The organism is Cupriavidus pinatubonensis (genome assembly GCF_019602855.1).
Taxonomy (GTDB): domain Bacteria; phylum Pseudomonadota; class Gammaproteobacteria; order Burkholderiales; family Burkholderiaceae; genus Cupriavidus; species Cupriavidus pinatubonensis.
On record NZ_CP080767.1, the window covers coordinates 2,657,977 to 2,682,279 of the forward strand.

Annotated in this window: 23 protein-coding genes; 5 read left to right on the forward strand and 18 right to left on the reverse strand. The window is 63.7% G+C overall.

What is annotated here, in order from left to right; genetic code table 11:
* Positions 1–100 precede the first annotated feature (100 nt).
* From asd to K2O51_RS25085, 18 genes are all read right to left on the reverse strand, one after another.
* Complete coding sequence (asd, locus tag K2O51_RS25005; protein WP_011298461.1) at positions 101–1,237, reverse strand: aspartate-semialdehyde dehydrogenase; 1,137 nt, start codon at positions 1,235–1,237, stop codon at positions 101–103.
* Positions 1,238–1,327: 90 nt separating this feature from the next.
* Positions 1,328–1,459 carry a hypothetical protein gene (locus tag K2O51_RS35595; protein WP_258234652.1) on the reverse strand — a complete coding sequence of 44 codons (132 nt, stop codon included), beginning with the start codon at positions 1,457–1,459 and terminating at the stop codon, positions 1,328–1,330.
* 101 nt (positions 1,460–1,560) lie between these two features.
* Entirely contained in the window at positions 1,561–2,628 is a 1,068-nt protein-coding gene (gene leuB, locus K2O51_RS25010; RefSeq protein ID WP_011298462.1) for a 3-isopropylmalate dehydrogenase, read from the reverse strand.
* 35 nt (positions 2,629–2,663) lie between these two features.
* Complete coding sequence (gene leuD, locus K2O51_RS25015) at positions 2,664–3,314, reverse strand: 3-isopropylmalate dehydratase small subunit (RefSeq protein ID WP_011298463.1); 651 nt, start codon at positions 3,312–3,314, stop codon at positions 2,664–2,666.
* A 10-nt stretch (positions 3,315–3,324) separates the two neighbouring features.
* Entirely contained in the window at positions 3,325–3,453 is a 129-nt protein-coding gene (locus K2O51_RS25020) for an entericidin A/B family lipoprotein (RefSeq protein ID WP_011298464.1), read from the reverse strand.
* A 14-nt stretch (positions 3,454–3,467) separates the two neighbouring features.
* Positions 3,468–4,877, reverse strand: a complete 1,410-nt coding sequence (gene leuC / locus K2O51_RS25025; RefSeq protein ID WP_140951986.1) for a 3-isopropylmalate dehydratase large subunit — start codon at positions 4,875–4,877, stop codon at positions 3,468–3,470.
* Between the two features lie 319 nt (positions 4,878–5,196).
* Entirely contained in the window at positions 5,197–5,898 is a 702-nt protein-coding gene (locus K2O51_RS25030) for an ABC transporter ATP-binding protein (RefSeq protein WP_011298466.1), read from the reverse strand.
* The gene (livG, locus tag K2O51_RS25035) at positions 5,898–6,671 is read right to left on the reverse strand and encodes a high-affinity branched-chain amino acid ABC transporter ATP-binding protein LivG (RefSeq protein ID WP_140951983.1); all 774 of its coding nucleotides are present in this window, start codon (positions 6,669–6,671) and stop codon (positions 5,898–5,900) included. Before livG ends, K2O51_RS25030 begins: the two co-directional genes overlap by 1 nt.
* An 8-nt stretch (positions 6,672–6,679) precedes the next feature.
* Positions 6,680–7,957 (reverse strand): high-affinity branched-chain amino acid ABC transporter permease LivM, encoded by a 1,278-nt coding sequence (locus K2O51_RS25040; RefSeq protein ID WP_140951962.1) that lies wholly within the window; start codon positions 7,955–7,957, stop codon positions 6,680–6,682.
* A 12-nt stretch (positions 7,958–7,969) separates the two neighbouring features.
* Positions 7,970–8,896, reverse strand: coding sequence for a high-affinity branched-chain amino acid ABC transporter permease LivH (gene livH / locus K2O51_RS25045; protein ID WP_011298469.1), 927 nt, complete (start codon positions 8,894–8,896; stop codon positions 7,970–7,972).
* A 115-nt stretch (positions 8,897–9,011) separates the two neighbouring features.
* On the reverse strand, positions 9,012–10,127 hold the full coding sequence (locus K2O51_RS25050) for a branched-chain amino acid ABC transporter substrate-binding protein (protein WP_011298470.1): 1,116 nt from the start codon (positions 10,125–10,127) through the stop codon (positions 9,012–9,014).
* 527 nt (positions 10,128–10,654) lie between these two features.
* Positions 10,655–11,956 carry a citrate synthase gene (gene gltA, locus K2O51_RS25055; RefSeq protein WP_011298471.1) on the reverse strand — a complete coding sequence of 434 codons (1,302 nt, stop codon included), beginning with the start codon at positions 11,954–11,956 and terminating at the stop codon, positions 10,655–10,657.
* A gap of 44 nt (positions 11,957–12,000) precedes the next feature.
* A complete protein-coding gene (locus K2O51_RS25060) occupies positions 12,001–12,288 on the reverse strand; it encodes an FAD assembly factor SdhE (protein ID WP_011298472.1) in 288 nt (95 codons plus the stop codon).
* 93 nt (positions 12,289–12,381) lie between these two features.
* The gene (locus K2O51_RS25065) at positions 12,382–13,083 is read right to left on the reverse strand and encodes a succinate dehydrogenase iron-sulfur subunit (protein WP_011298473.1); all 702 of its coding nucleotides are present in this window, start codon (positions 13,081–13,083) and stop codon (positions 12,382–12,384) included.
* Between the two features lie 34 nt (positions 13,084–13,117).
* On the reverse strand, positions 13,118–14,896 hold the full coding sequence (gene sdhA, locus K2O51_RS25070) for a succinate dehydrogenase flavoprotein subunit (RefSeq protein WP_011298474.1): 1,779 nt from the start codon (positions 14,894–14,896) through the stop codon (positions 13,118–13,120).
* A gap of 3 nt (positions 14,897–14,899) precedes the next feature.
* Positions 14,900–15,265 carry a succinate dehydrogenase, hydrophobic membrane anchor protein gene (gene sdhD / locus K2O51_RS25075; RefSeq protein ID WP_011298475.1) on the reverse strand — a complete coding sequence of 122 codons (366 nt, stop codon included), beginning with the start codon at positions 15,263–15,265 and terminating at the stop codon, positions 14,900–14,902.
* 11 nt (positions 15,266–15,276) lie between these two features.
* Positions 15,277–15,687 (reverse strand): succinate dehydrogenase, cytochrome b556 subunit, encoded by a 411-nt coding sequence (gene sdhC, locus K2O51_RS25080; protein WP_011298476.1) that lies wholly within the window; start codon positions 15,685–15,687, stop codon positions 15,277–15,279.
* Positions 15,688–15,934: 247 nt separating this feature from the next.
* On the reverse strand, positions 15,935–16,798 hold the full coding sequence (locus K2O51_RS25085; protein WP_011298477.1) for a GntR family transcriptional regulator: 864 nt from the start codon (positions 16,796–16,798) through the stop codon (positions 15,935–15,937).
* 378 nt (positions 16,799–17,176) lie between these two features.
* Between K2O51_RS25085 and K2O51_RS25090 the strand changes: the two genes are divergently transcribed.
* The 5 genes from K2O51_RS25090 (at position 17,177) to acnA (ending at position 24,245) form a co-directional block, all read left to right on the forward strand.
* Positions 17,177–18,160 carry a malate dehydrogenase gene (locus tag K2O51_RS25090; RefSeq protein WP_011298478.1) on the forward strand — a complete coding sequence of 328 codons (984 nt, stop codon included), beginning with the start codon at positions 17,177–17,179 and terminating at the stop codon, positions 18,158–18,160.
* Between the two features lie 137 nt (positions 18,161–18,297).
* Entirely contained in the window at positions 18,298–19,278 is a 981-nt protein-coding gene (locus tag K2O51_RS25095; protein WP_011298479.1) for an HpcH/HpaI aldolase/citrate lyase family protein, read from the forward strand.
* Between the two features lie 65 nt (positions 19,279–19,343).
* Positions 19,344–20,525 carry a bifunctional 2-methylcitrate synthase/citrate synthase gene (gene prpC, locus K2O51_RS25100; protein ID WP_011298480.1) on the forward strand — a complete coding sequence of 394 codons (1,182 nt, stop codon included), beginning with the start codon at positions 19,344–19,346 and terminating at the stop codon, positions 20,523–20,525.
* A 209-nt stretch (positions 20,526–20,734) separates the two neighbouring features.
* Positions 20,735–21,271 carry a hypothetical protein gene (locus K2O51_RS25105; protein ID WP_011298481.1) on the forward strand — a complete coding sequence of 179 codons (537 nt, stop codon included), beginning with the start codon at positions 20,735–20,737 and terminating at the stop codon, positions 21,269–21,271.
* Positions 21,272–21,539: 268 nt separating this feature from the next.
* A complete protein-coding gene (gene acnA / locus K2O51_RS25110) occupies positions 21,540–24,245 on the forward strand; it encodes an aconitate hydratase AcnA (protein ID WP_011298482.1) in 2,706 nt (901 codons plus the stop codon).
* The last annotated feature ends 58 nt before the right edge of the window (positions 24,246–24,303 follow it).

The window sequence follows — 24,303 nt, forward strand, 5'->3', positions numbered from 1 at the left end:
ACAACGCCGCGCACGGGCGCGGCGTCACGGACAAAGCTGTTGTTTCTGTTGCCTGGCTGCAACGAAAGCCTCCAGGCATCAGCAACGTCGCTCCCCGGGATCAGGACTCGATCAAAATGCGCAGCATACGGCGCAGCGGCTCGGCCGCGCCCCACAGCAGCTGGTCGCCAACCGTGAAGGCCGACAGGTACTCGCCGCCCATCTGCATCTTGCGCAGGCGCCCGACCGGAATGGTCAGCGTGCCCGTCACGGCAGCCGGGGTCAGGTCGGTCATACTGGCTTCACGCGTGTTCGGCACCACCTTGGCCCACTGGTTGGCCGCCGCGAGCATGCCTTCGATCTCGTCCAGCGGCACGTCCTTGCGCAGCTTGATGGTCAGCGCCTGCGAATGGCAGCGCATGGCGCCAATGCGCACGCACAAGCCGTCGACGGCGATCGGCGTGGCGCCGGTCGCACCCAGGAAGCCTTCGCCGCGACCCAGGATCTTGTTGGTCTCGGCGCCGCCCTTCCATTCTTCCTTCGACTGGCCGTTGCCCAGGTCCTTGTCGATCCAGGGAATCAGATTGCCGGCCAGCGGCACGCCGAACTGCTTGGTTTCTTCGGCGGACAGGCCATGCTGCGTCGCCAGGATCTGGCGGTCGATTTCCAGGATGGCCGATGCCGGGTTATCCAGCAGCGACTTGACCGATGCGTTCAGCGTACCGAACTGCGTCAGCAGTTCGCGCATATGCTGCGCACCGCCGCCCGAGGCGGCCTGGTAGGTCATCGAAGTCATCCACTCGACCAGGTCGGCCTGGAACAGGCCGCCGAGGCCGATCAGCATGCAGCTGACCGTGCAGTTGCCGCCGATGAAATTCTTCACGCCCTTGGACAGGGCATCCTTGATCACACCCTGGTTCACCGGATCCAGCACGATGATGGCATCGTCCTTCATACGCAGCGACGAAGCCGCGTCGATCCAGTAGCCCTTCCAGCCCGCTGCGCGCAGCTTCGGGAAGACTTCGTTGGTATAGTCGCCGCCCTGGGCGGTCAGCACCACGTCGCACTTCTTCAGCGCGTCGATGTCGTTGGCATCCTTGAGCGTGGTTTCGTTCTTGGCCATGGCGGGCGCCTTGCCGCCGGCATTGGACGTGCTGAAGAAGACGGGCTCGATATGGTCGAAATCACGCTCTTCCTGCATGCGCTGCATCAGGACGCTGCCGACCATTCCCCGCCAACCGACGAGACCTACAATCATGATTTACCTCGGATGTGATTTTTACTTCCCCGCCATTTTCCTCGCCCGGCGTGGCTGCGCGGGGAAGACGGGCAGGCACGACGAACGGATCTAGGCGATCGCGGTTTTAATAATCGTTTTAATCGTCGTTGCGGTCTGGCCGAGCGAAATCGTGCCGACCGGGCCGCGGGTAACGGTCAGGGCAGCAACAGCAGTCAGGGTGGACTGGGAAAATCGGGCCATTCGCAGAGTCTACACGATTTTGCGGCGGTGCCGCAGCGTGGAAAATCGGGGACAAATAAAAGAAAAGGCGCTGCAGCGCAGCGCCTTTTCCGGATTGTGACTTACAGAGCGGCCAGTACGGCCTCGCCCATTTCGCGCGTGCCGACCTGCTTGCAGCCCGGCGTCAGGATGTCGCCGGTGCGATAGCCCTGTGCCAGCACCTTCTTCACGGCGTTCTCGATGCGGTCGGCCTGTTCGGCCTTGTTCAGCGAGTAGCGCAGCATCATCGCCGCCGACAGGATGGTCGCCAGCGGATTGGCGACGCCCTTGCCCGCGATGTCCGGGGCCGAACCGTGCGACGGCTCGTACAGGCCCTTGTTGTTCGCATCAAGCGAGGCCGACGGCAGCATGCCGATCGAGCCGGTCAGCATCGCGGCCTCGTCCGACAGGATGTCGCCGAACATATTGCCGGTGACGATTACATCGAAGCTCTTGGGCGCCTTGACCAGCTGCATCGCGGCGTTGTCGACGTACATGTGCGACAGCTCGACGTCCGGATACTCCTTGCTGACATCGATCACGATGTCCTTCCAGAACTGAAAGGTCTCGAGCACGTTGGCCTTGTCGACGCTGCACAGCTTCTTGCCGCGCTTGGCCGCGGCCTGGAACGCCACATGCGCGATGCGGCGGATTTCCGGCTCGCTGTAGCGCATGGTGTCGAAACCTTCGCGGGCGCCCTTGAACAGGCCGTCCGGCGCCTCACGCACGCCGCGCGGCTGGCCGAAGTAAATGTCGCCATTCAGTTCGCGCACGATCAGGATGTCCAGGCCCGCGACCAGTTCCGGCTTCAGGCTCGATGCGCCCGTCAATTCCGGATAGCAGATCGCCGGGCGGAAGTTGGCGAACAGCTGCAGGTGCTTGCGCAGGCCCAGGATGGCCTGCTCGGGGCGCAGCGCGCGCTCCAGGCTGTCGTACTTCCAGTCGCCCACGGCGCCGAACAGGATGGCATCGGCTTCCTTGGCCAGCTTCAGCGTGTTCTCCGGCAGTGGGTGGCCTTCGGCCTCGTAGCCGGCGCCGCCCACCGGGGCGGTTTCCATCTCGAACTTCTCGTCGAGCGCGTTCAGGACCTTGACGGCCTCGGCAACGATTTCCGGACCGATGCCGTCACCTGGCAGGACTGCGATCTTCATGCTGTGTTTTCCTTGTTTGATTTCCGCTGTGGCGTTCAGCCGACCACGCGGTTGTTCAGCCACGGCATCTTCGCCACGCGCTCGGCTTCATAGCTCTTGATCTTGTCGGCATGGCGCAGGGTCAGGCCGATATCGTCAAAGCCATTCAGCATGCAGTACTTGCGGAACGGGGCGATGTCGAACTCATAGCCCTGGCCCGACGGCGTGAGCACGACCTGCTTGTCCAGGTCGATGGTCAGCTTGTAGCCGTTGAACGCGTTGGTCTCGTTGAACAGGTGGTCGATTTGCTGCTCGCTCAGCACCACCGGCAGCAGGCCGTTCTTGTAGCAGTTGTTGAAGAAGATGTCGGCGAAGCTCGGCGCGATCACGGCGCGGAAGCCGTATTGCGAGAGCGCCCACGGCGCATGTTCGCGCGAGCTGCCGCAGCCGAAGTTGCGGCGCGCGAGCAGGATCGACGCACCCTGGTAGCGCGGCTGGTTCAGCACGAAGTCCGGGTTCAGCGGACGCTTGCTGTTGTCCATGCCGGGCTCCCCGACGTCCTTGTAGCGCCATTCGTCGAACAGGTTCGGGCCGAAGCCGGTGCGCTTGATCGACTTCAGGAACTGCTTCGGGATGATGGCGTCGGTATCGACGTTCTCGCGGTCCAGCGGCGCCACGAGGCCGCTGTGTACAGTGAACTTGTCCATGTCTCTTTCCTTACTTCTTGGCCGCGCGCTCGAGCGAGCTGCCGGCGGCCTGCGTGTCCTTGCCCAGACCGGCCATGGTGTTGCAGCCGGCCAGTTGCAGCATGCCGAAGCATGCCAGCAGAGCGATCAGGGTTCTCATCTGCAGCACTCCGCTCAGCCGAGCTTGCGGATGTCGACGAAGTGGCCTTCGATGGCGGCCGCGGCGGCCATCGCCGGGCTCACCAGATGGGTGCGGCCACCCGCGCCCTGACGGCCTTCGAAGTTGCGGTTCGACGTGGACGCGCAGCGCTCGCCCGGCTCCAGGCGATCGGCATTCATCGCCAGGCACATCGAGCAACCCGGCTCGCGCCATTCGAAGCCTGCGGCCTTGAAGACCTTGTCGAGCCCTTCGCGCTCGGCCTGTTCCTTGACCAGGCCCGAACCCGGCACGACCATCGCCAGCTTCACGTTCGAAGCCACCTTGCGGCCCAGCTTCTGCACCACCCACGCGGCGGCGCGCATGTCTTCGATGCGGCTGTTGGTGCAGGAACCGATGAACACCTTGTCCACGTTGATGCTTTCCATCGGCACGTTGGGCTGCAGGTTCATGTACTCGAGCGCGCGCTCCATGGCGTTGCGCCTGGTCGGGTCCTTTTCCTTTTCGGGATCCGGCACGCGGTCTTCGATGCTGACGACCATTTCGGGCGACGTGCCCCAGGTCACCTGCGGGCGGATGTCCTCGGCACGCAGCTCGATCACCTGGTCGAAACTGGCGCCGGCGTCCGAATGCAGCGTGCTCCAGTAGGCCACGGCCTGGTCCCACTCTACGCCCTGCGGCGCATACGGACGACCCTTCACGTATTCCAGCGTGACATTGTCCACGGCCACCAGCCCCGCACGTGCGCCGGCTTCGATGGCCATGTTGCAGACCGTCATGCGGCCTTCCATGGTCAGGTCGCGGATGGCCGACCCGGCGAATTCGATCGTGTAGCCGGTACCGCCGGCCGTGCCGATCTTGCCGATGATGGCCAGCACGATGTCCTTGGCGGTGCAGCCGCGCGGCAGCTTGCCTTCCACCTTGACCAGCATGTTCTTGGCCTTCTTGCCCAGCAGCGTCTGCGTGGCCAGCACGTGCTCGACTTCCGACGTACCGATGCCATGCGCGAGCGCACCGAATGCACCGTGCGTGGAGGTATGCGAGTCGCCGCACACCACCGTCATGCCCGGCAGCGTGGCGCCCTGCTCCGGCCCGATCACGTGCACGATGCCCTGGCGATGATCGTTCATCTTGAACTGGGTGATGCCGAAACTGTCGCAGTTTGCGTCCAGCGTATCGACCTGCAGCTTCGACACCGGGTCGGCGATACCTTCGCTGCGGTCAGTGGTCGGCACGTTGTGGTCCGACACCGCCAGGTTCGCGCTGATGCGCCACACCGGACGCTCTGCCATCTTCAGGCCTTCGAACGCCTGCGGGCTGGTCACTTCATGCAGCAGATGACGGTCGATGTAGAGCAGCGTAGTGCCGTCTTCCTCGACGTGGACGGTGTGGTCATCCCAGAGTTTGTCGTAGAGCGTCTTGGCCATGATGCATGGGGCGGCCAGCGTGCCATTCCGGCGGAAATGGCGCACGGTACCGCGCAAGTAGTTTGCAGGGATCTTTGTGTGGTCCGGCCGCCTCGTTACCGGGGCAGGACACGGCGACGGCAACCGCGATGATGACGCTGGAGGCCGTCGGAAGCGAGCGCTTTTTGCAATGCTTGACTTCTCAAGCGATTATGCCATGGGTGAGGCGCCGGCCTGCCCCGGCACAGCCTTGCGCTGCGCCGCGATTGGCGAAAGGGGGCTTTCGTGGATGGCGAAAGCCATACCGTCGCCCCCGCGACGCGGGAACGACGGCATGGGATCAGCCGCCCAGATAGGCTGCCTTGATCCGGTCGTTGGACAGCAGGTTGGCGCCGGTATCGGCCAGCACTACCTTGCCGGTTTCCAGCACGTAGCCGCGGTCCGCGACCTGCAGCGCCTTGTTGGCGTTCTGCTCGACCAGGAACACAGTGACGCCTTCGTCACGGATCGTGCGGATGATGTCGAAGATCTGCGCGATGATCAGCGGCGCCAGACCGAGCGTGGGCTCGTCAAGCAGCAGCAGGCGCGGCCGGCTCATCAGCGCGCGGCCGATCGCCAGCATCTGCTGCTCGCCGCCCGACATGGTGCCGGCGCGCTGGGCCGACCGCTGGTTCAGCCGCGGGAACAGCTTGAACACGTGCTCGATGCCCGCCTCGATGTCTTCGCGCTTGGCGAAGAATGCCCCCATCTTCAGGTTTTCCAGCACCGTCAGGCTCGGAAACACGCGCCGCCCTTCCGGCGAGATGGCCATGCCCATGCGCATGATCTCGTGCGTCGAACGGTTCGTGATGTCCTGCCCCTCGAACAGCACGCGGCCGCTCGACGCGCGCGGCGATCCGCACACGGTCATCATCAGCGTCGTCTTGCCGGCGCCGTTGCTGCCGATCAGGGTGACGATCTCGCCCTTGTTGACTTCGATCGATACGCCCGACAGCGCCTCGACGGCGCCGTAGTGGGTATGGACCTGTTCCAGCTTCAGCATCAGTCCTCTCCCAGGTAGGCCTTGATCACGCGCGGGTCGTTGCGCACTTCCTCGGGCTTGCCGATCACGATCGGCTTGCCGTGCTCCATCACCAGGATGCGGTCGGACACGCCCATCACCAGGCTCATGTCGTGCTCGATCAGCAGCACGGCGATGCCGTACTCCTTGCGCAACTGGTCGATGAGCTGCGACAGCTCGATCTTCTCTTGCGGGTTCAGGCCCGCAGCCGGTTCGTCCAGCATCAGCAGGCGCGGCTTCGTGATCATGCAGCGCGCGATCTCGAGCCGGCGCTGGTGACCGTACGACAGCGTGCCTGCCTCTCGGTTGGCAACCTTGGTCAGGCCCATGCGCTCCAGCCATTCGGCGGCACGCTCCAGCGCTTCACGTTCGGCGCGGCGATAGGCCGGCGTCGCGAACAGTCCGCGCAGGATGCCCGCCTGCACCTGCAGGTGCTGCGCGACCAGCAGGTTCTCCACCACGGTCAGGTTCTTGAACAGGCGGATGTTCTGGAACGTGCGCACCAGGCCCTTGCGCGCCACCATATGGCTCGGGAGGCCGGCGATGGCATGGCCGTCCAGCGTGACCTCGCCCGCCGTCGGCTTGTAGAAACCGCCGACGCAGTTGAACACCGTGGTCTTGCCGGCGCCATTCGGGCCGATGATCGCGAAGACCTCGTCGCGCCTGACATCGAACTCGATGCCATCCACCGCCAGCAGGCCGCCGAAGCGCATCTGCAGGCCGGAAACTTTCAGCAATTCCGCATTTGCATTCATCGCCGTACTCATCGGGGAAGCTCCACGTGCGGACGGCTCGCGGGCAGCAGGCCCTGCGGACGCCACATCATCATCAGCACCATCACCAGGCCGAAAATCAGCATGCGGTATTCGGCGAAACCGCGCGCCACTTCGGGCAGCACGGTCAGCAGGATCGCGGCGAGGATCACGCCCAGCTGCGAACCCATGCCGCCCAGCACCACCACGGCCAGCACCAGCGCCGATTCGATGAAGGTGAACGATTCCGGATTGACCAGTCCCTGGCGGGCCGCGAAGAACGCGCCGCCGATGCCCGCGAACGCCGCCCCCAGCGTGAACGCCGACAGCTTGATGCGGGTCGGGTTCATGCCCAGCGATCGGCACGCGATCTCGTCCTCGCGCAGCGCTTCCCACGCACGGCCCATCGGCATGCGGATCAGGCGGCTGGTTACGAACAGCGTGAAGCCCACCAGCAGCAGCGCGAGCAGGTACAGGAAGATCACCATGTGCTCGCCCTTGTAGTCCAGCCCGATCAGCTCATGGAAAGTGCGTGCGCCTTCGACGGTGGCGCTGCGCGCCATCTCGAAGCCGAATACAGTGGGCTTCGGAATGCCCGAGATTCCGTCCGGGCCGCCGGTGTACTCGGTCAGGTTGCGCGCGAGCAGGCGGATGATCTCGCCGAAGCCCAGCGTCACGATGGCCAGGTAGTCACCGCGCAGGCGCAGCACAGGGAAGCCGAGCAGGAAGCCGAAGGTGGCAGACATCGCTGCAGCAATCGGCAGGCATTCCCAGAAGCCGAGGCCGAAGTACTGGTTCAGCATGGCGTAGGTATAGCCACCCACGGCGTAGAAGCCCACGTAGCCAAGGTCCAGCAGTCCGGCGAAGCCGACCACGATATTCAGGCCAAGCCCGAGAATCACGTAGATCAACGCAAGCGTCGCCACATCCACCGCACCGCGCGAGCCGAAGAAAGGCCACACGAGGCCCACGACCAGCAGCACCCACACCGCCGCGCGCTGCTGGCCGACGCCGAGTTGCGGCATGGCCGGCATGCGCACGGCGCTGCCGGCACGCGACAGCAGCGGCTTGAACAGCTGGAACAGGAAGACCGCCGCCACGGCGATCCACACCGGCCGCCAGTGCGGCTCCAGCACGACCTTGTAGCCGTCCAGCTTGAGTTGCAGGCCGAGCACGGGAATGGTCAGGATGGCCGTCATCACCGCGGCCACCACGGCATTCTTCAGGGATTGCCCTGCGGGCAGGGCAGAAGCCCGGTTTGCGGGCATTGCAGAAGTCCGGTTTGTCATGTCGCGTCTCCCTCAGACCTTTTCCACGTCTGGCTTGCCGAGCAGGCCGGTCGGGCGGAACAGCAGCACCAGCACCAGCAGGCTGAAGGCCACCACGTCCTTGTATTCGGCCGGCATGTAGCCCGACGCGAAGGTTTCGACCAGGCCCAGCAGCACGCCGCCGAGCATCGCGCCCGGGATGCTCCCAATGCCTCCCAGCACCGCGGCGGTGAACGCCTTGATGCCGGCGATAAAGCCGATAAACGGATTGAGCTTGCCGATGGTCAGCCCGATCAGCACGCCGCCGACCGCGGCCAGCATCGCGCCGAGCACGAACGTGAACGAGATCACGCGGTTCGTATCGATACCCAGCAGGTTGGCCATGCGCATGTCCTCAGCGCACGCGCGGCACGCGCGGCCCATGCGGGAATGGCCGATGAACAGCGTCAGCGCGATCATCAGCACCAGCGTCACGCCGACGATCAGCAGACGGGAATATGGCACTGTGACGGTGAAATCGCTGCCCATCTGGAATTCGATGGCGCCCGAGATCAGGATCGGCACGGACACGTCGCGCGCACCCTGCCCGATCTGCACGTAGTTCTGCAGGAAGATCGACATGCCGATGGCCGAGATCAGCGGCACCAGCCGCGGCCCGCCGCGCAAGGGCCGATACGCCACGCGCTCGACCGCGAAGCCATAGCAGCCGGTGATCACGACGGAGACCAGCAGAGCGGCACCCAGCACCAGCGGCAACGGGTAGCCGGCCTGCACGCCGATGGCGGTCAGTGTGACCAGACCCACGTACGCACCGATCATGTAGATCTCGCCGTGGGCGAAGTTGATCATGCCGATGATGCCGTAGACCATCGTGTAGCCGATGGCGATCAACGCATAGATCGCACCCAGCGTCAGGCCATTGACCAGCTGCTGGGTGAACTGTGGAAGAAATTCGTTCATGGGGGGAAGCCTCAGGAAGTCGAAGCCCGGATGAAAGCCCGCGCCGAAGCCCGATAGCGGACCATCCCGCGGCCCCTTGTGGAGGCGCGGGATGGCTACGAAGGAAAGGCCGGGATCAGTTGGCGGCGGTCTTGCTGGCGTCCTTGTGCCAGGTGTAGACCACGAACTTGAAGGACTTCAGGTCGCCCTTGTCGTCGTACTCGACCTTGCCGATCGGGGTCTGGAAGGCGTTCTTGTGCATGTACGCCGCGACCTTGGTCGGATCGGTGCTCTTGGCGCCGGCGATGGCGTCGCCGAGGATCTTGACGGCGGCGTAGGACGGCATCTGGAACGGGCCGTTGGCATCACGCTTCTTGTCGGCGAACGCCTTCACCAGGCCTGCGTTGGCAGGGTCGGCCGAGAAGTCGGCCGGCAGCGTCACCAGCATGCCTTCGGAAGCCGGGCCCGCAATCGCGGTGACGTCCTTGTTGCCCACGCCCTCGGGGCCCATGAACGTGGCCTTCACGCCCTGCTCGCGCGCCTGGCGCATCAGCAGGCCCATTTCCGGGTGGTAACCGCCGAAGTAGACGAAATCCACGCCCTGCGACTTCAGCTTCGTGATCACGGCGGAGTAATCCGAATCGCCGGCGTTGATGCCTTCAAACAGCGCCACCGGGATCTTGGCGGCTTCCAGGTCCCTCTTCACCGAGGTAGCGATGCCCTGGCCGTAGGACTGCTTGTCGTGCAGCACGGCGACCTTCTTCGGCTTGACCTTGCTGATGATGTACTGGGCGGCAGCCGGGCCCTGCTGGTCATCGCGGCCGATGGTGCGGAAGATGAACTTGCGCTTTTTCGCTTCGGTCAGTTGCGGTGCGGTGGCCGACGGCGTGACCATCACAATGCCTTCGTTCTCGTAGATATCCGAAGCCGGGATGGTCGAGCCCGAGCACACATGGCCAATGACGTACTTAATGCCCTGGCTGACGATCTTGTTGGCCACGGCCACGGCCTGCTTCGGCTCGCAGGCATCATCCATCATCACCGCCTCGAACTTGTTGCCGCCGGCACCACCGGCTGCGTTGATCTGTTCAATGGCGGTCAGCGCACCGGCCTTGACCATATCGCCATACTGCGCCACGGCGCCGCTCATCGGGCCGGCAATAGCGATCTTCACGGTTTCGGCGTTGGCGGCAGCGCCAAGGGTGGCCAGCACGGCGGCCAACGAAATGGACGTAAGGCGGGAAAGCGTCATCAGGAGCTCCTCGATTGGTATTGTGGTCATACGGGCAAGAGACGGCATGACCTGCGCAATCGAACTACACCCCGCGGACGACAGAGAAACCAGGTCCGAGACGCGGAAGACGGGTCCGGCAAGAAGACAGCGAATGCGGGGCCCGGCATGTGTCAGCCCCCGGAAGGATCAGGGGAGCATGGTTCGGAAAGACAACGTTTGATGCGTTCTCTATTGCGCAAGCGCTGTCGCCTGCCCCGCTTGCCGCACGGCTTGCCGGAAGGGTGACCCGGCTGCCATCGGCAGAGCAGCCCGCATTATAGGGTCAAATTCCCTGCCGGATACGAAAATCGCACAACAAATGCGGAACCCGTTTGGTCGATCGCGACACAATTCACCACAAATTGCGCTTCTGACCACTCGAGGTGCAACTTCCTGCTACTGCGATCGCTGCATCGCACAAGACGCGTGACGCCGGAAAGACAAACGCCCCGGCGAGCCGGGGCGTTTGGGATTGCTGCGGTGCGCAGCCAGAGCGATTCCCGCGCTTAGCGCTTGGAAATGTCCGGCACGTCGCGCGAAGCGGCGCCGTTGAACAGCTGGCGCGGACGGCCGATCTTGTATTCCGGATCGGTGATCATCTCTTCCCACTGCGAGATCCAGCCCGGGGTACGAGCCAGCGCGAAGATGCAGGTGAACAGCGACGTCGGGATACCCAGCGCGCGCTGGACGATGCCCGAGTAGAAGTCGACGTTCGGGTACAGCTTGCGGCTGACGAAGTATTCGTCTTCCAGCGCGATCTTTTCCAGCTCCATGGCGAGCTTGAACAGCGGGTCGTTGTGCAGGCCCAGTTCGTTCAGCACTTCATGGCAGGTTTCGCGCATCAGCTTGGCGCGCGGATCGTAGTTCTTGTACACGCGGTGGCCAAAGCCCATCAGGCGCACGCCCGAGTTCTTGTCCTTGACCTGCTTGATGAACTCGCCGATGTTGTCGACGCTGCCGATCTCTTCCAGCATCTTCAGCGCGGCTTCGTTGGCGCCGCCGTGAGCCGGACCCCACAGGCAGGCCACGCCAGCGGCGATCGCTGCGAAGGGGTTCGTACCCGACGAACCGGCCAGACGCACGGTCGAGGTCGAAGCGTTCTGCTCGTGGTCGGCGTGCAGGATGAAGATTCGGTCCAGCGCACGCTCCAGCACCGGGTTCACGGTGTACGGGGCGCACGGCGTGCCGAACAGCATGCGCAGGAAGTTGCCCGAGTAGGACAGGTCGTTCTGCGGGTAGATGTACGGCTGGCCGATGTTGTACTTGTACGCCATGGCGACCATGGTCGGCATCTTGGCGATCAGGCGGATGGCCGAGATCTCGCGCTGGTGCGGATCATCGATGTCCATCGCGTCGTGGTAGAACGCGCTCATGGCACCGACCAGGCCGGTCAGCACGGCCATCGGGTGCGCATCGCGGCGGAAACCGCGCAGGAAGAACTGCAGCTGCTCGTGAACCATGGTGTGGTTCATGACGTGGCCGGTGAATTCTTCCTTCTGCTTGGCGTTGGGCAGTTCGCCCTTCAGCAACAGGTAGCAGGTTTCGAGGTGGTCGCACTTCTGCGCCAGTTGCTCGATCGGGTAGCCGCGGTACAGCAGCTCGCCCTTGTCGCCGTCGATGTAGGTGATCTTCGAATTGCACGAAGCCGTCGACATGAAACCGGGGTCGTAGGTGAACTTGCCGGTCTGGCCGTACAGCTTGCGAATGTCGATCACGTCCGGGCCTACGGTGCCCTTGTAGATCGGCAGCTCAACGCTGGGGGAACCATCGGAGAACGATAGCGTGGCTTTCACATCGGACGGCGTCATGTCGGATCCTTCAAATGCTGTGAATAATAATATTGACCAAATACTCAGACCGAACGCAGCAGGCCAATGATGCGCTGCATCGGGGGCGTGTCGAGCTCACCGTCTAGCTCCTTGCGGGCAAGGAGCAGGTCCATCAACTCGTTGTCGCTGAGCTCGAACAGCTCGCTCAGCGAAGCCACATCCTCATCGGACAGGCTCTCCTCGTAACGGTTGAAGAATCGCTCGACGATGATGTCGTTCTCCAGGAGGCCGCGACGCGCACGCCAGCGCAGGCGCGCACGCTTGTGCGGATCGGCCTGATGGGAGAAGGTGGTGGAGAGACTCTCGGTCATGGCTTCCTGCTTTCCGGCGCGCCCGCCTGATATAGCCGCTCAGGCTGACGCGCCGCTTACAACTACTGCTCTTTACTGCAAACCACCGTCGGATCAGACCGCGCGGCGGACCATCAGCTCTTTGATCTTGCCGATGGCCTTGGTCGGGTTCAGACCCTTCGGGCACACGTCCACGCAGTTCATGATGCTGTGGCAACGGAACAGGCGGTACGGGTCGTTCAGGTTGTCCAGACGCTCACTGGTGGCCTGGTCGCGGCTGTCCGCGATGAAGCGGTATGCCTGCAGCAGACCGGCCGGGCCGACGAACTTGTCCGGGTTCCACCAGAACGACGGGCACGACGTCGAGCAGCTCGCGCACAGAATGCACTCGTACAGGCCGTCGAGCTCGTCGCGCTCTTCCGGCGACTGCAGACGCTCTTTCTCGGGCGGCGGCTCGTCGTTGATCAGGAACGGCTTGATCGAGTTGTACTGCTTGAAGAAGTTCGTCATGTCGACGATCAGGTCGCGCACGACCGGCAGGCCGGGCAGCGGACGCAGCACGATACGGTCCGGCAGCTCGCGCATATTGGTCAGGCAGGCCAGGCCGTTCTTGCCGTTGATGTTCATCGCGTCCGAACCGCACACGCCTTCACGGCACGAACGGCGGAACGAGATGGTCTCGTCCAGCTTCTTCAGCTTGACCAGCGCGTCCAGCAGCATGCGCTCGTGACCGTCGAGCTCGACCTCGTAGGTCTGCATGCGCGGTGCCGCGTCCTTGTCCGGATCGTAGCGGTAGACTTCGAAAATACGCTTCATTTCTGTAGGTCCTGTTTTCTCTACGATGCGGTGCTCAGAAAGTACGGGCCTTCGGCGGAACGCTTTCCACCGTCAGCGGCTCCATCTTCACCGGCTTGTAGTCGAGGCGGTTGCCTTCGCTGTAGAACAGCGTGTGCTTGAGCCAGTTCTGGTCGTCGCGGTTCGGGAAATCGCTGTGGGCGTGCGCACCGCGCGATTCCTTGCGGGCAGCGGCCGAAATCATCGTTGCCTTGGCCACTTCCACCAGGTTGGCCACTTCCAGGGCTTCAACCAGCGCGGTGTTGAAGACCTTGGACTTGTCCTTCAGGTGGATGTTGTTGGCGCGCTCCGACACTTCCAGGATGCGCTCAACGCCTTCGTCCATCAGCTTTTGCGTACGGAACACGCCGGCATGCGACTGCATGTTCTTGCGGATGTCGTTGGCGACGTCCTGCGTGTATTCGCCCGACGACGTGGCCTGCAGCTTGGCCAGGCGCGACATCGCGAGGTCCGCGGCATCGGCCGGCAGCGGCTTGTGTTCCTTCTGCTTCAGGTTCTGGGCGATGATGTGGTTGCCGGCGGCACGGCCGAACACCACCAGGTCCAGCAGCGAGTTGGTGCCCAGGCGGTTCGCGCCGTGGACCGACACGCACGAGCATTCGCCGATCGCGTAGAAACCGTTCAGCACCTCGTTCGGGTTACCGTTCTTCGGCACCACGACCTGGCCGTGGAAGTTCGTCGGAATGCCACCCATCTGATAGTGGATGGTCGGGACGACGGGAATCGGTTCCTTGATCGCGTCGACGTTGGCGAACTTCATGCCGATTTCGCGGATCGACGGCAGGCGCTTCATGATGGTCTCGGCACCGACGTGGGTCAGGTCGAGCAGCACGTAGTCGCCGTTCGGGCCGCAGCCGCGGCCTTCCTTGATTTCCTGGTCCATCGAGCGCGACACGAAGTCACGCGGCGCCAGATCCTTCAGCGTCGGGGCATAGCGCTCCATGAAGCGCTCGCCGTCCTTGTTGCGCAGGATACCGCCTTCGCCGCGCACGCCTTCGGTGATCAGCACGCCCGCGCCGGCCACGCCGGTCGGGTGGAACTGCCAGAACTCCATGTCTTCCAGCGGCACGCCAGCGCGAGCGGCCATGCCCAGACCGTCACCGGTATTGATGAAGGCGTTGGTCGACGCAGCGTAGATACGGCCGGCACCGCCCGTGGCGAACAGCGTGGTCTTGGCTTCGAGGATGTAGACCTCGCCGGTTTCCATTTCCAGCGCGGTCACGCCCAGCACGTCGCCGTCCTGGTCGCGGATCAGGTCCAGCGCCATCCATTCGACGAAGAAGTGGGTCTTGGCGCGCACATTGCGCTGGTACAGCGTGTGCAGCAGTGCGTGGCCGGTACGGTCAGCCGCGGCGCAGGCGCGCTGCACGGGCTTTTCACCGTAATTGGCCGTATGGCCGCCGAACGGACGCTGGTAGATCGTGCCGTCCGGGTTACGGTCGAATGGCATGCCGAAGTGTTCGAGCTCGTACACGACCTTCGGGGCTTCACGGCACATGAACTCGATGGCGTCCTGGTCGCCCAGCCAGTCGGAGCCCTTGATGGTGTCGTAGAAGTGATAGTGCCAGTTGTCTTCGCTCATGTTGCCGAGCGAAGCACCGATGCCGCCCTGCGCCGCCACGGTGTGCGAGCGGGTCGGGAACACCTTGGACAGCACGGCCACGTTCAGGCCGGCTTCCGCGAGCTGGAGGGATGCGCGCATCCCGGCGCCGCCAGCACCGACGATGACCACGTCAAAGCGGCGACGCGGCAATCCAGTCTTGACTGCGACCATTTATTACACCCTCCAGAGAATCTGAGCAGCGTAGCCCGCACAACCGACGAGCCACAGAATCGTAAGAACTTGCAGCACGAGGCGCACGGCCATCGGCTTCACATAGTCCATCCAGATGTCACGTACGCCGATCCAGGCGTGATACAGCAGCGACAGGATGGTCAGGAACGTGATGATCTTCATCCACTGGTTGGAGAAGAGCCCTGCCCACGCTTCGTACGAAGCGCCGTTCGACAGCAGGAAGGCAATAGCCAGGATCACGGTGAACACCACCATGATCACAGCCGTGACGCGTTGCGCGAGCCAGTCTTTCAGGCCGTAGTGGGCACCGACGACAAGACGCTTGGGACCGATATTATTGTTTGCCACCTTGATTCTCCTCAGAACAGGCCGAACAGCTTCAGGCCGAAAATCAGGGTAAGCAGCAGGCTGACAACCAGCACGCTGATGGCAGACTTAGCCGAAGCGGGCTTGGAAACGCCGACGTGCACGTCCAGCAGCAGGAAGCGGATACCAGCGCAGAAGTGATGCAGATAACCCCAGATCAGGGCCAGCACAACCAGCTTGACGAAGCCACCGGACAACAGGGCCGAGAACTTTGCGAAGCTCAGTTCGGAGGTAATGCTCTGCTCAAACAGGTACAGAACAAAGGGAAGAAGAAGGAACATCATTGCGCCGCTCACGCGATGCAGGATGGACACCTTGCCGGCCCAGGGCAACCGGTATTTCGCGATCTGCGAGATACCGATATTCCGGAACTCCGGCCTGGCTTTGTTGACGGCTTCAGCCATGCGAGACCCCATTTTGCGGTAAACAAAAAACGAAACTGCCATTGCCCTGCATGCAAAAGAATGCATTGGGGCAAATCCATGAGATTTTAGCGCCTTTGTTGCGCGCCGCACCAATAATTTTCAGCTATCAGGCCCGGACAGCCGGCGCGCGACAATCGCACACGGCGCGTCGCGATGCGCCAAATCCACCCCTGCCACGCAACAGCTACCGCGATCATGACAATTGCCGCAATAATCCCGGCGGCATTCAGCTCAGGTCGTTCTGGTAATAGTGGCGCGTCGTCACATACAGGCCGCGCCGCACTTCGACCGGACGGTCGCCATACGTGTACGACACACGCTCGACTGACAGCAGCGGTGACCCGACCGGGACGGAAAGCAGGGCGGCCGCCGTCTCGTCGGCAGCCACCGCGCGAATCTTCTCAGAGGCCCGAATCATGCGGGTACCGAATTCGGCCTCGAACAATGCGTACATGGGGCCCTTCCACTCAGTCAGCTTCTCTGCCGTGAGCCCCTTGAAGTTGGCGCCGAGCAGCCAGATCTCGTCCAGCACGGTCGACTCGCCCGAAAATGTCAGCACGCGGCGAATCTGCACGACGCTGTCGCCGGTGCGGATATCGAGCAGCCGAGCGATCTCGGCGGGCGCGCGCAGCCGCTTGCATTCGAGCACGTGGCTGGCGCCATAATGCGGTTCGCCTTCGTCCGGCACCAGCCGCAGGAAGCGGAACTTGACCACGTCTTCGTGGTGGGTGGTGACGAAGGTACCCTTGCCTTGCCGCCGCGCCACCAGGTTTTCGGCCGCCAGTTCATCGATGGCCTTGCGCACGGTGCCCTGGCTGACCTTGTAGCGCGATGCCAGCTCCATTTCGCTGGGTATCATGTCACCCGGTTTCCACTCGCCCGATTGCAGGCTGCGCGTGATCAGGGCCTTGATCTGCTGGTAAAGCGGACTGAAAGTCGGCGACGGCACGGCGTGGACAGCGGTGGAAGGCGGCTGCTGGGAAGACGATGAGGAAGACGACGGCTGCGCCCCGGCGCCGGAGGTGGCGGCGGCAGAATCCTGCGCTCCGGGTAGGGCAGCGCCGGTCAGGGACGTAGGCAGGGAGGACATAGCCGGATTTCACCACAAAACGGCGAAGCCCGTCCAGCCTGACGTTAAACGTCTTATGTCTTATATAAGACATATGAATTGACATGAGGGGGAGCCCCGGCCTACACTCGCGCTGGTCCACGCCAGCGGCGCGCGTGACACAGACATGACAGCCGCTCAATCTGGCTAATGCGCCCCGCTTCGCAGTAGACTTACGCTTCGTTGCTTCACCATGACCCGTTGTGGCTACCCTCACCGGTTCCCCCAGTGGCTTTGCCACCTGGTTCCGGCAGAGTGCCGCTCCCCGCTGTGGCGACAACCAGCACGTGGTGACGAGCCTCCCCCTACGCGGCACGCCACCCACCGGTTTCCCCCATCTATTCGTTTGGAGATTTACTCATGGCTAAAGCCCCAATGCGCGTCGCAGTGACCGGCGCCGCTGGCCAGATCGGCTACTCCCTGCTGTTCCGCATCGCCAACGGCGACATGCTGGGCAAAGACCAGCCGGTCATCCTCCAACTGCTCGACCTGCCCCAGGCCCAGGCGGCCGTCAAGGGCGTGGTGATGGAACTGGAAGACTGCGCCTTCCCGCTGCTGGCCGGCGTGGTCATCACCGATGATCCGAAGGTTGCGTTCAAGGACGCCGACGTTGCCCTGCTGGTGGGCGCCCGTCCGCGCAGCAAGGGCATGGAACGCAAGGACCTGCTCGAAGCCAACGCCCAGATCTTCACGGTGCAGGGCAAGGCACTCGACGAAGTCGCCAGCCGCAACGTCAAGGTGCTGGTGGTCGGCAACCCGGCCAACACCAACGCCTACATCGCCATGAAGTCGGCACCGAGCCTGCCGCGCGAAAACTTCACCGCCATGCTGCGCCTGGACCACAACCGTGCCCTGTCGCAGATCGCCGCCAAGACCGGCAAGCCGGTGGCCTCGATCGAGAAGATGTTCGTGTGGGGCAACCACAGCCCGACCATGTACGCCGACTATCGCTACGCGACTGTCGACGGCAAGAGCGTCAAGGACATGATCAACGATCCGGTGTGGAACAACGACGTGTTCCTGCCGACCGTTGGCAAGCGCGGCGCCGCCATCATCGAAGCGCGTGGCCTGTCGTCGGCTGCCTCGGCTGCCAACGCCGCCATCGACCACGTGCATGATTGGGTGCTGGGTACCAACGGCAAGGTCGTCACCATGGGCATCCCGTCGAACGGCGAGTACGGCATCCCGGCCGACACCATGTTCGGCTACCCCGTGACCTGCGCCAACGGCAAGTACGAAATCGTCAAGGGTCTGGAGATCGACGCCTACAGCCAGGAAAAGATCAACATCACCTTGAACGAACTGGAAGAAGAGAAGGCCGGCGTGCAGCACCTGCTCGGCTGATCCTCGGACCCTGTCCGCATAGGAAACCGGAGCACCGCAACGATTCACGAATCGGCGCGGGCTCCGGTTTTTTTGTATTGGGCCCCTACCCTCGACTGTTTCGGCCCATCCCACAACCTTTCCCCACTGAAATCCAAGTGCATCCCTCCGAGGTCTTGTTCCAGGGCGAAGCCATCCCCATCCAGTTGCCGGTGTGTGACCACTACGCGGGCAGCGAAAAGCTGATGCTCAAGTCGCTGGCCCTGCAGCAAGAGCTTGGCCCCGTTTTCGACATCACGTTCGATTGCGAGGACGGTGCCGCCGTCGGCCTGGAACGCGAACACGCCGAACTGTGCGCAAGCCTGATCAACGGTCCGCTCAACGCCCACAACCGTGTGGGCGTACGCATCCATGACCCGGCCCATTCGTGCTGGAAGCAGGATGTCGACGTGCTGGTGCGCGCGGCAGGTACCCGGCTGGCCTACGTGGTCGTGCCCAAGGTGACCGACGTCGTCGAAGTGGCGCGCGTGACCGACCACGTCAACCAGGCAGCCCGCGCGGCAGGCATTGCCCGTCACATCCCAATCCATGTGCTGATCGAGACGCACGCGGCGCTAGAGCAGGCATTCGACATCGCTTCGCTGGTGCAGGTGGAATGCCTGAGCTTTGGGCTGATGGACTTCGTGTCGGCCCACCATGGCGCCATTCCCGGCGAGGCCATGCGCTCGCCGCAGCAGTTCGAACATCCCCTGGTCCGCCGCGCGATGCTGGAGATCTCCGCAGCGTGCCACCGCCACGGCAAGGTGCCTTCGCATAACGTCAGCACCGACGTCCAGGTGCCCCAGCGCGCGGGCGATGATGCGCACCGCGCGCGCAGCGAGTTCGGATACCTGCGCAAGTGGAGCATCCACCCGGGACAGATCGAGCCGATCGTCGCCGCGTTCCGACCCGGCATCGAGGAAATCGGCGCGGCCAGCCAGATTCTGCTGGCCGCCCATGAAAACAATTGGGCCCCGATCCGGCACGACGGCCAACTGCATGACCGTGCCAGCTACCGTTACTACTGGTCGCTGCTGCAACGCGCTCACGCCACCGGCACGCCGCTGCCGAAGAACGTGGCCGAGTTGTTCTTCGACTAGTCCGCGGCCCGCCCTGCACGCGCACAACAAGCATCCGGCATAGACCGATTCCAAAGGAGAACAGGATGTCCGCAGCCAATCACACCACCCCGGCAGACGCTCCGCAATCGGCGGGACCGAAGCCCAAGAAGTCCGTTGCCCTTTCGGGCGTGACCGCCGGTAATACCGCGCTATGTACCGTCGGCCGTACCGGCAACGACCTGCACTACCGCGGCTATGACATCCTGGACGTGGCCGATGCATGCGAGTTCGAGGAAATCGCCCACCTGCTGGTCCATGGCAAGCTGCCGAACAGGGCCGAACTGGCCGCCTACAAGACCAAGCTGAAGTCACTGCGCGGCCTGCCCGCCAACGTCAAGGCCGCGCTGGAATGGGTGCCTGCCTCGGCCCACCCGATGGACGTGATGCGCACCGGCGTGTCGGTACTGGGCACCGTGCTGCCGGAGAAGGACGACCACAACGCCCCGGGCGCTCGCGACATTGCCGACCGCCTGATGGCCAGCCTGGGCTCGATGCTGCTGTACTGGTACCACTACAGCCACAACGGTCGCCGCATCGAAGTGGAAACCGACGACGACTCGATCGGCGCCCACTTCCTGCATCTGCTGCATGGCGAAAAACCGTCAAAGCTGTGGGAACGCGCCATGCACACCTCGATGATCCTGTACGCCGAGCACGAGTTCAACGCATCGACCTTCACCGGCCGCGTGATCGCCGGCACGGGCTCGGACATGTACTCGGCCATCTGCGGCGCGATCGGCGCGCTGCGCGGCCCGAAGCACGGCGGGGCCAATGAAGTGGCCTTCGAGATCCAGAAGCGCTACGACAGCCCGGACGAAGCGCAGGCCGACATCGCCCGCCGCGTCGAGAACAAGGAAGTCGTGATCGGCTTCGGCCATCCGGTGTACACCATTGCCGACCCGCGCAACCAGGTGATCAAGGAAACCGCGCGCAACCTGTCGAAGGACGCCGGCTCGATGAAGATGTTCGACATCGCCGAACGCCTGGAAACGGTGATGTGGGACATCAAGAAGATGTTCCCGAACCTGGACTGGTTCAGCGCCGTGAGCTACCACATGATGGGCGTGCCGACCGCAATGTTCACGCCGCTGTTCGTGATCGCTCGCACTTCGGGCTGGGCTGCGCATATCATCGAGCAGCGCATCGACAACAAGATCATCCGCCCGAGCGCCAACTATACGGGCCCCGAAGATCTGAAGTTCGTACCGATCGGCAAGCGCAAGTGATTGGCATGTGAGGCCCAGGCACCTGAGGCGCGGCATGTGAAGCGCGCCTCCGCCACATTCGCGCAGTATCGTCCGGATTATGTAACGAAAGGACAGGCTGCTTGCCCTACTCCGCAAATCGTAGAGAATAGCGGCGGAATCTTGCCCAGGCTCCGGACTCTCCGGGGCTTGCCAGACCATAAAGACACAGACCCTGAAAGGTTATTCCCATGAAAAAGCTCATCCTCGCTGCGTGCATCGGCGCGTTCACCCTTGGTACCGTCGGCACCGTGATGGCCCAGGAACCGGCCAAGAAGACGACCACCAAGAAGGCGACCGCCAAGAAGAGCAAGGCAGCCCCGGCTGCCGAGACCGCCTCCACGCCGACGGGCGAGAAGTGGCAGTGCGAACTCGGCAACGTCCTGTACATCTCCGGCAACATGCTGCGCGATGAAGTGCTGACCGTGCACTGGCAAGGCCGCGACTACAAGCTGCCGCGCCAGTCCACCGTGACCGGCGCTGACCGCTACTTCGACGCCCGCTCCGGCCTGGACCTGGTGGTGATCCCGAGCAAGGCCATGTTGTTCAACAAGAACCTGGGCCAGCGCCTGGCCGACGAATGCCAGAACGCCGAGATGCAGGCCGGCGGCGCCGCGCCGACGCAAGCCGGCGGCCTGCGTGCGCCGGTGGCCTCGCCCCTGCTGGCCACGCCGCAGCAGCAACCGCAATCCGACGCCACGCAGCAGTCGGCGGCACCGAAGCAGTAAATCCCGCAGTTTCCCGGCCCAGCCTCCTCGAGGTTCGGGCCGGACCCGGCTTGCCATGCCGGCGGGGAATGGTTGCCGGCATGGCGGTCATGGCGCGAACACGGCGTTCGCCGGCCCGGCGCTGGCGACCCGTGAGCGCGGCAGTTAGAGTATCGGTGCGCAGCCGACATCGGACCGCGGTGATCGCCGTGGCGGCGCACCAAGGGGTCAGGTCCGAGTCAACGCCACTGCATCATTCCTCGCTAGGTTCCTCGATCGGAGTATGGCAATGCCCTACAACCTCAATAAGACGCTAAAAGAATTCAAGATCGGCTCTTCAGGCAACGGCCAGTTCTATTCCCTCCCCCAACTGGGCGAGGAGCTGAACGTGGCGATCGAACGCCTGCCGGTGTCGATCCGCGTGGTGCTCGAATCGGTGCTGCGCAATTGCGACGGCAAGAAGGTCACCGAGGAACATGTCCGCCAGCTTGCCAACTGGAAGCCGAACGCGGAACGCGTCGACGAGATTCCGTTCGTGGTGGCGCGTGTCGTGCTGCAGGACTTTACCGGCGTGCCGCTGCTGGCCGACCTCGCCGCCATGCGTAACGTGGCCGAGAAGATGGGCAAGAACCCCAAGCAGATCGAGCCGCTGGTGCCAGTGGACCTGGTCGTCGATCACTCGGTCCAGGTCGACCACTTCCGCGAAAAGAAGGCGCTCGACCTGAACATGCAACTGGAATTCCAGCGCAACAACGAGCGATACCAGTTCATGAAGTGGGGCATGCAGGCGTTTGACACCTTTGGCGTGGTGCAGCCGGGCTTCGGCATCGTGCACCAGGTCAATCTCGAATATCTCGCGCGCGGCGTCCATAAGAAGGACGGCGTGTACTACCCCGACACCCTGGTCGGCACCGATAGCCACACCACCATGATCAACGGCATCGGCGTGGTGGGCTGGGGCGTTGGCGGCATTGAAGCGGAAGCCGGCATGCTGGGCCAGCCGGTGTACTTCCTGACGCCGGACGTGGTGGGCGTGGAACTGACCGGCCGCCTGCGCGAGGGCGTGACTGCGACCGACCTCGTGCTGACCATCACCGAGATGCTGCGCAAGGAAAAGGTCGTCGGCAAGTTCGTCGAGTTCTTCGGCGAAGGCACGGCCAGCCTGGCGCTGCCGGACCGCGCCACGATCGGCAACATGGCGCCCGAGTACGGCGCCACCATGGGCTTCTTCCCGGTGGACGAGAAGACCATCGATTACTTCAAGGGCACCGGCCGCACGGAAGAGGAAATCGCCGCGTTCGAAGGCTATTTCCGAGCGCAAAACATGTTCGGTATCCCCAAGTCCGGCGAGATCGACTACAGCAATGTGGTCAAGCTGGACCTCGGCACCGTCGCGCCGTCGCTGGCAGGCCCGAAGCGTCCGCAGGACCGCATCGAGATCGGCAACGTCAAGAGCACGTTCAGCTCGCTGTTCAGCAAGCCCGTGGCCGAGAACGGCTTCAACAAGGAGCCGGCCGAACTCGATCGCACCTACCAGACCACGGACGGCATCGACGTCAAGAACGGCGACGTGCTGATCGCCGCCATCACGTCCTGCACCAACACGTCCAATCCGAGCGTGCTGCTTGGCGCCGGCTTGCTGGCCAAGAAGGCCGTGGAAGCCGGGCTGACGGTGGCGCCGCACATCAAGACGTCGCTGGCGCCCGGAAGCCGCGTGGTGACCGAGTACCTGACGGCCGCCGGCCTGCTGCCGTACCTCGAAAAGCTTGGCTTCGGCGTGACCGCCTACGGCTGCACCACGTGCATCGGCAACGCGGGCGACCTGACGCCGGAACTGAACGAGGCCATCGTCACGAACGACCTGGTCGCGGCCGCCGTGCTGTCGGGCAACCGCAATTTCGAGGCCCGCATCCATCCGAATATCCGTGCCAACTTCCTGGCTTCGCCGCCGCTGGTGGTGGCCTACGCCATCGCAGGCAATGTCACGCGCGACCTGATGACCGAGCCGGTCGGCAAGGGCAAGGGCGGCAAGGACATCTGGCTCGGCGACATCTGGCCGAGCTCGGAGGAAATCCACGCGCTGATGAAGTTCGCGATGGACGCCAAGACGTTCAAGGGCAACTACGAGCAGGTCAAGAAGCCGAGCAAGCTGTGGGGCGCGATCAAGGGCACCAAGGGCCAGGTCTACGACTGGCCCGCGTCGACCTACATCGCCGAGCCGCCGTTCTTCCAGGACTTCAGCATGGAGCCGTCCGGCGCCACTGCGAGCGTGCGCGGCGCACGCGCGCTCGGCGTCTTCGGCGATTCCGTGACGACCGACCACATCTCCCCGGCCGGTTCGATCAAGGACACCTCCCCTGCCGGCAAGTACCTGCTGTCGCATGGCGTGCTCAAGGCGGACTTCAACAGCTACGGTTCGCGCCGCGGCAACCATGAGGTGATGATGCGCGGCACGTTCGCCAACGTGCGCATCAAGAACCTGATGATCCCGCCCAAGGCCGACGGCTCGCGCGTCGAAGGCGGCCTGACGATCCACCAGCCGACCGGCGAGGAAATGTCGATCTACGACGCCGCCATGAAGTACATCGCCGAAGGCACGCCGACGATGGTGTTCGGCGGCGAGGAATACGGCACCGGCTCGTCGCGCGACTGGGCGGCCAAGGGTACGCAGCTGCTGGGCGTGAAGGCCGTGATCGCGCGCAGCTTCGAGCGCATCCACCGTTCCAACCTGGTCGGCATGGGCGTGCTGCCGCTGCAGTTCAAGGGCACCGACAGCGCGCAGACGCTGGGCATCACGGGCAACGAGACCTTCGACATCGAGGGCATCGAGGGGGATCTCAGGCCGCAGCAGGACCTGGTGCTGGTGATCAACCGTGCCAATGGCGACGTGCAGCGCGTGCCGGTGCTGCTGCGCATCGACACGCCGATCGAAGTCGATTACTACAACCACGGCGGCATCCTGCCGTTCGTGCTGCGCCAGCTGCTGGCCGCCTGAACCGGCTGAGGCAGCACCACGCCGCCCGCCATGCCCGGCCTACGCGCCGGGCGCGGCG

Coding starts and splice junctions, on each gene's coding strand:
- asd (WP_011298461.1), bottom strand. CDS start 1,237: ATGATTGTAGGTCTCGTCGGTTGGCGGGGAATGGTCGGCAGCGTCCTG.
- K2O51_RS35595 (WP_258234652.1), bottom strand. CDS start 1,459: ATGGCCCGATTTTCCCAGTCCACCCTGACTGCTGTTGCTGCCCTGACC.
- leuB (WP_011298462.1), bottom strand. CDS start 2,628: ATGAAGATCGCAGTCCTGCCAGGTGACGGCATCGGTCCGGAAATCGTT.
- leuD (WP_011298463.1), bottom strand. CDS start 3,314: ATGGACAAGTTCACTGTACACAGCGGCCTCGTGGCGCCGCTGGACCGC.
- K2O51_RS25020 (WP_011298464.1), bottom strand. CDS start 3,453: ATGAGAACCCTGATCGCTCTGCTGGCATGCTTCGGCATGCTGCAACTG.
- leuC (WP_140951986.1), bottom strand. CDS start 4,877: ATGGCCAAGACGCTCTACGACAAACTCTGGGATGACCACACCGTCCAC.
- K2O51_RS25030 (WP_011298466.1), bottom strand. CDS start 5,898: ATGCTGAAGCTGGAACAGGTCCATACCCACTACGGCGCCGTCGAGGCG.
- livG (WP_140951983.1), bottom strand. CDS start 6,671: ATGAATGCAAATGCGGAATTGCTGAAAGTTTCCGGCCTGCAGATGCGC.
- K2O51_RS25040 (WP_140951962.1), bottom strand. CDS start 7,957: ATGACAAACCGGACTTCTGCAATGCCCGCAAACCGGGCTTCTGCCCTG.
- livH (WP_011298469.1), bottom strand. CDS start 8,896: ATGAACGAATTTCTTCCACAGTTCACCCAGCAGCTGGTCAATGGCCTG.
- K2O51_RS25050 (WP_011298470.1), bottom strand. CDS start 10,127: ATGACGCTTTCCCGCCTTACGTCCATTTCGTTGGCCGCCGTGCTGGCC.
- gltA (WP_011298471.1), bottom strand. CDS start 11,956: ATGACGCCGTCCGATGTGAAAGCCACGCTATCGTTCTCCGATGGTTCC.
- K2O51_RS25060 (WP_011298472.1), bottom strand. CDS start 12,288: ATGACCGAGAGTCTCTCCACCACCTTCTCCCATCAGGCCGATCCGCAC.
- K2O51_RS25065 (WP_011298473.1), bottom strand. CDS start 13,083: ATGAAGCGTATTTTCGAAGTCTACCGCTACGATCCGGACAAGGACGCG.
- sdhA (WP_011298474.1), bottom strand. CDS start 14,896: ATGGTCGCAGTCAAGACTGGATTGCCGCGTCGCCGCTTTGACGTGGTC.
- sdhC (WP_011298476.1), bottom strand. CDS start 15,687: ATGGCTGAAGCCGTCAACAAAGCCAGGCCGGAGTTCCGGAATATCGGT.
- K2O51_RS25085 (WP_011298477.1), bottom strand. CDS start 16,798: ATGTCCTCCCTGCCTACGTCCCTGACCGGCGCTGCCCTACCCGGAGCG.
- K2O51_RS25090 (WP_011298478.1), top strand. CDS start 17,177: ATGGCTAAAGCCCCAATGCGCGTCGCAGTGACCGGCGCCGCTGGCCAG.
- prpC (WP_011298480.1), top strand. CDS start 19,344: ATGTCCGCAGCCAATCACACCACCCCGGCAGACGCTCCGCAATCGGCG.
- K2O51_RS25105 (WP_011298481.1), top strand. CDS start 20,735: ATGAAAAAGCTCATCCTCGCTGCGTGCATCGGCGCGTTCACCCTTGGT.
- acnA (WP_011298482.1), top strand. CDS start 21,540: ATGCCCTACAACCTCAATAAGACGCTAAAAGAATTCAAGATCGGCTCT.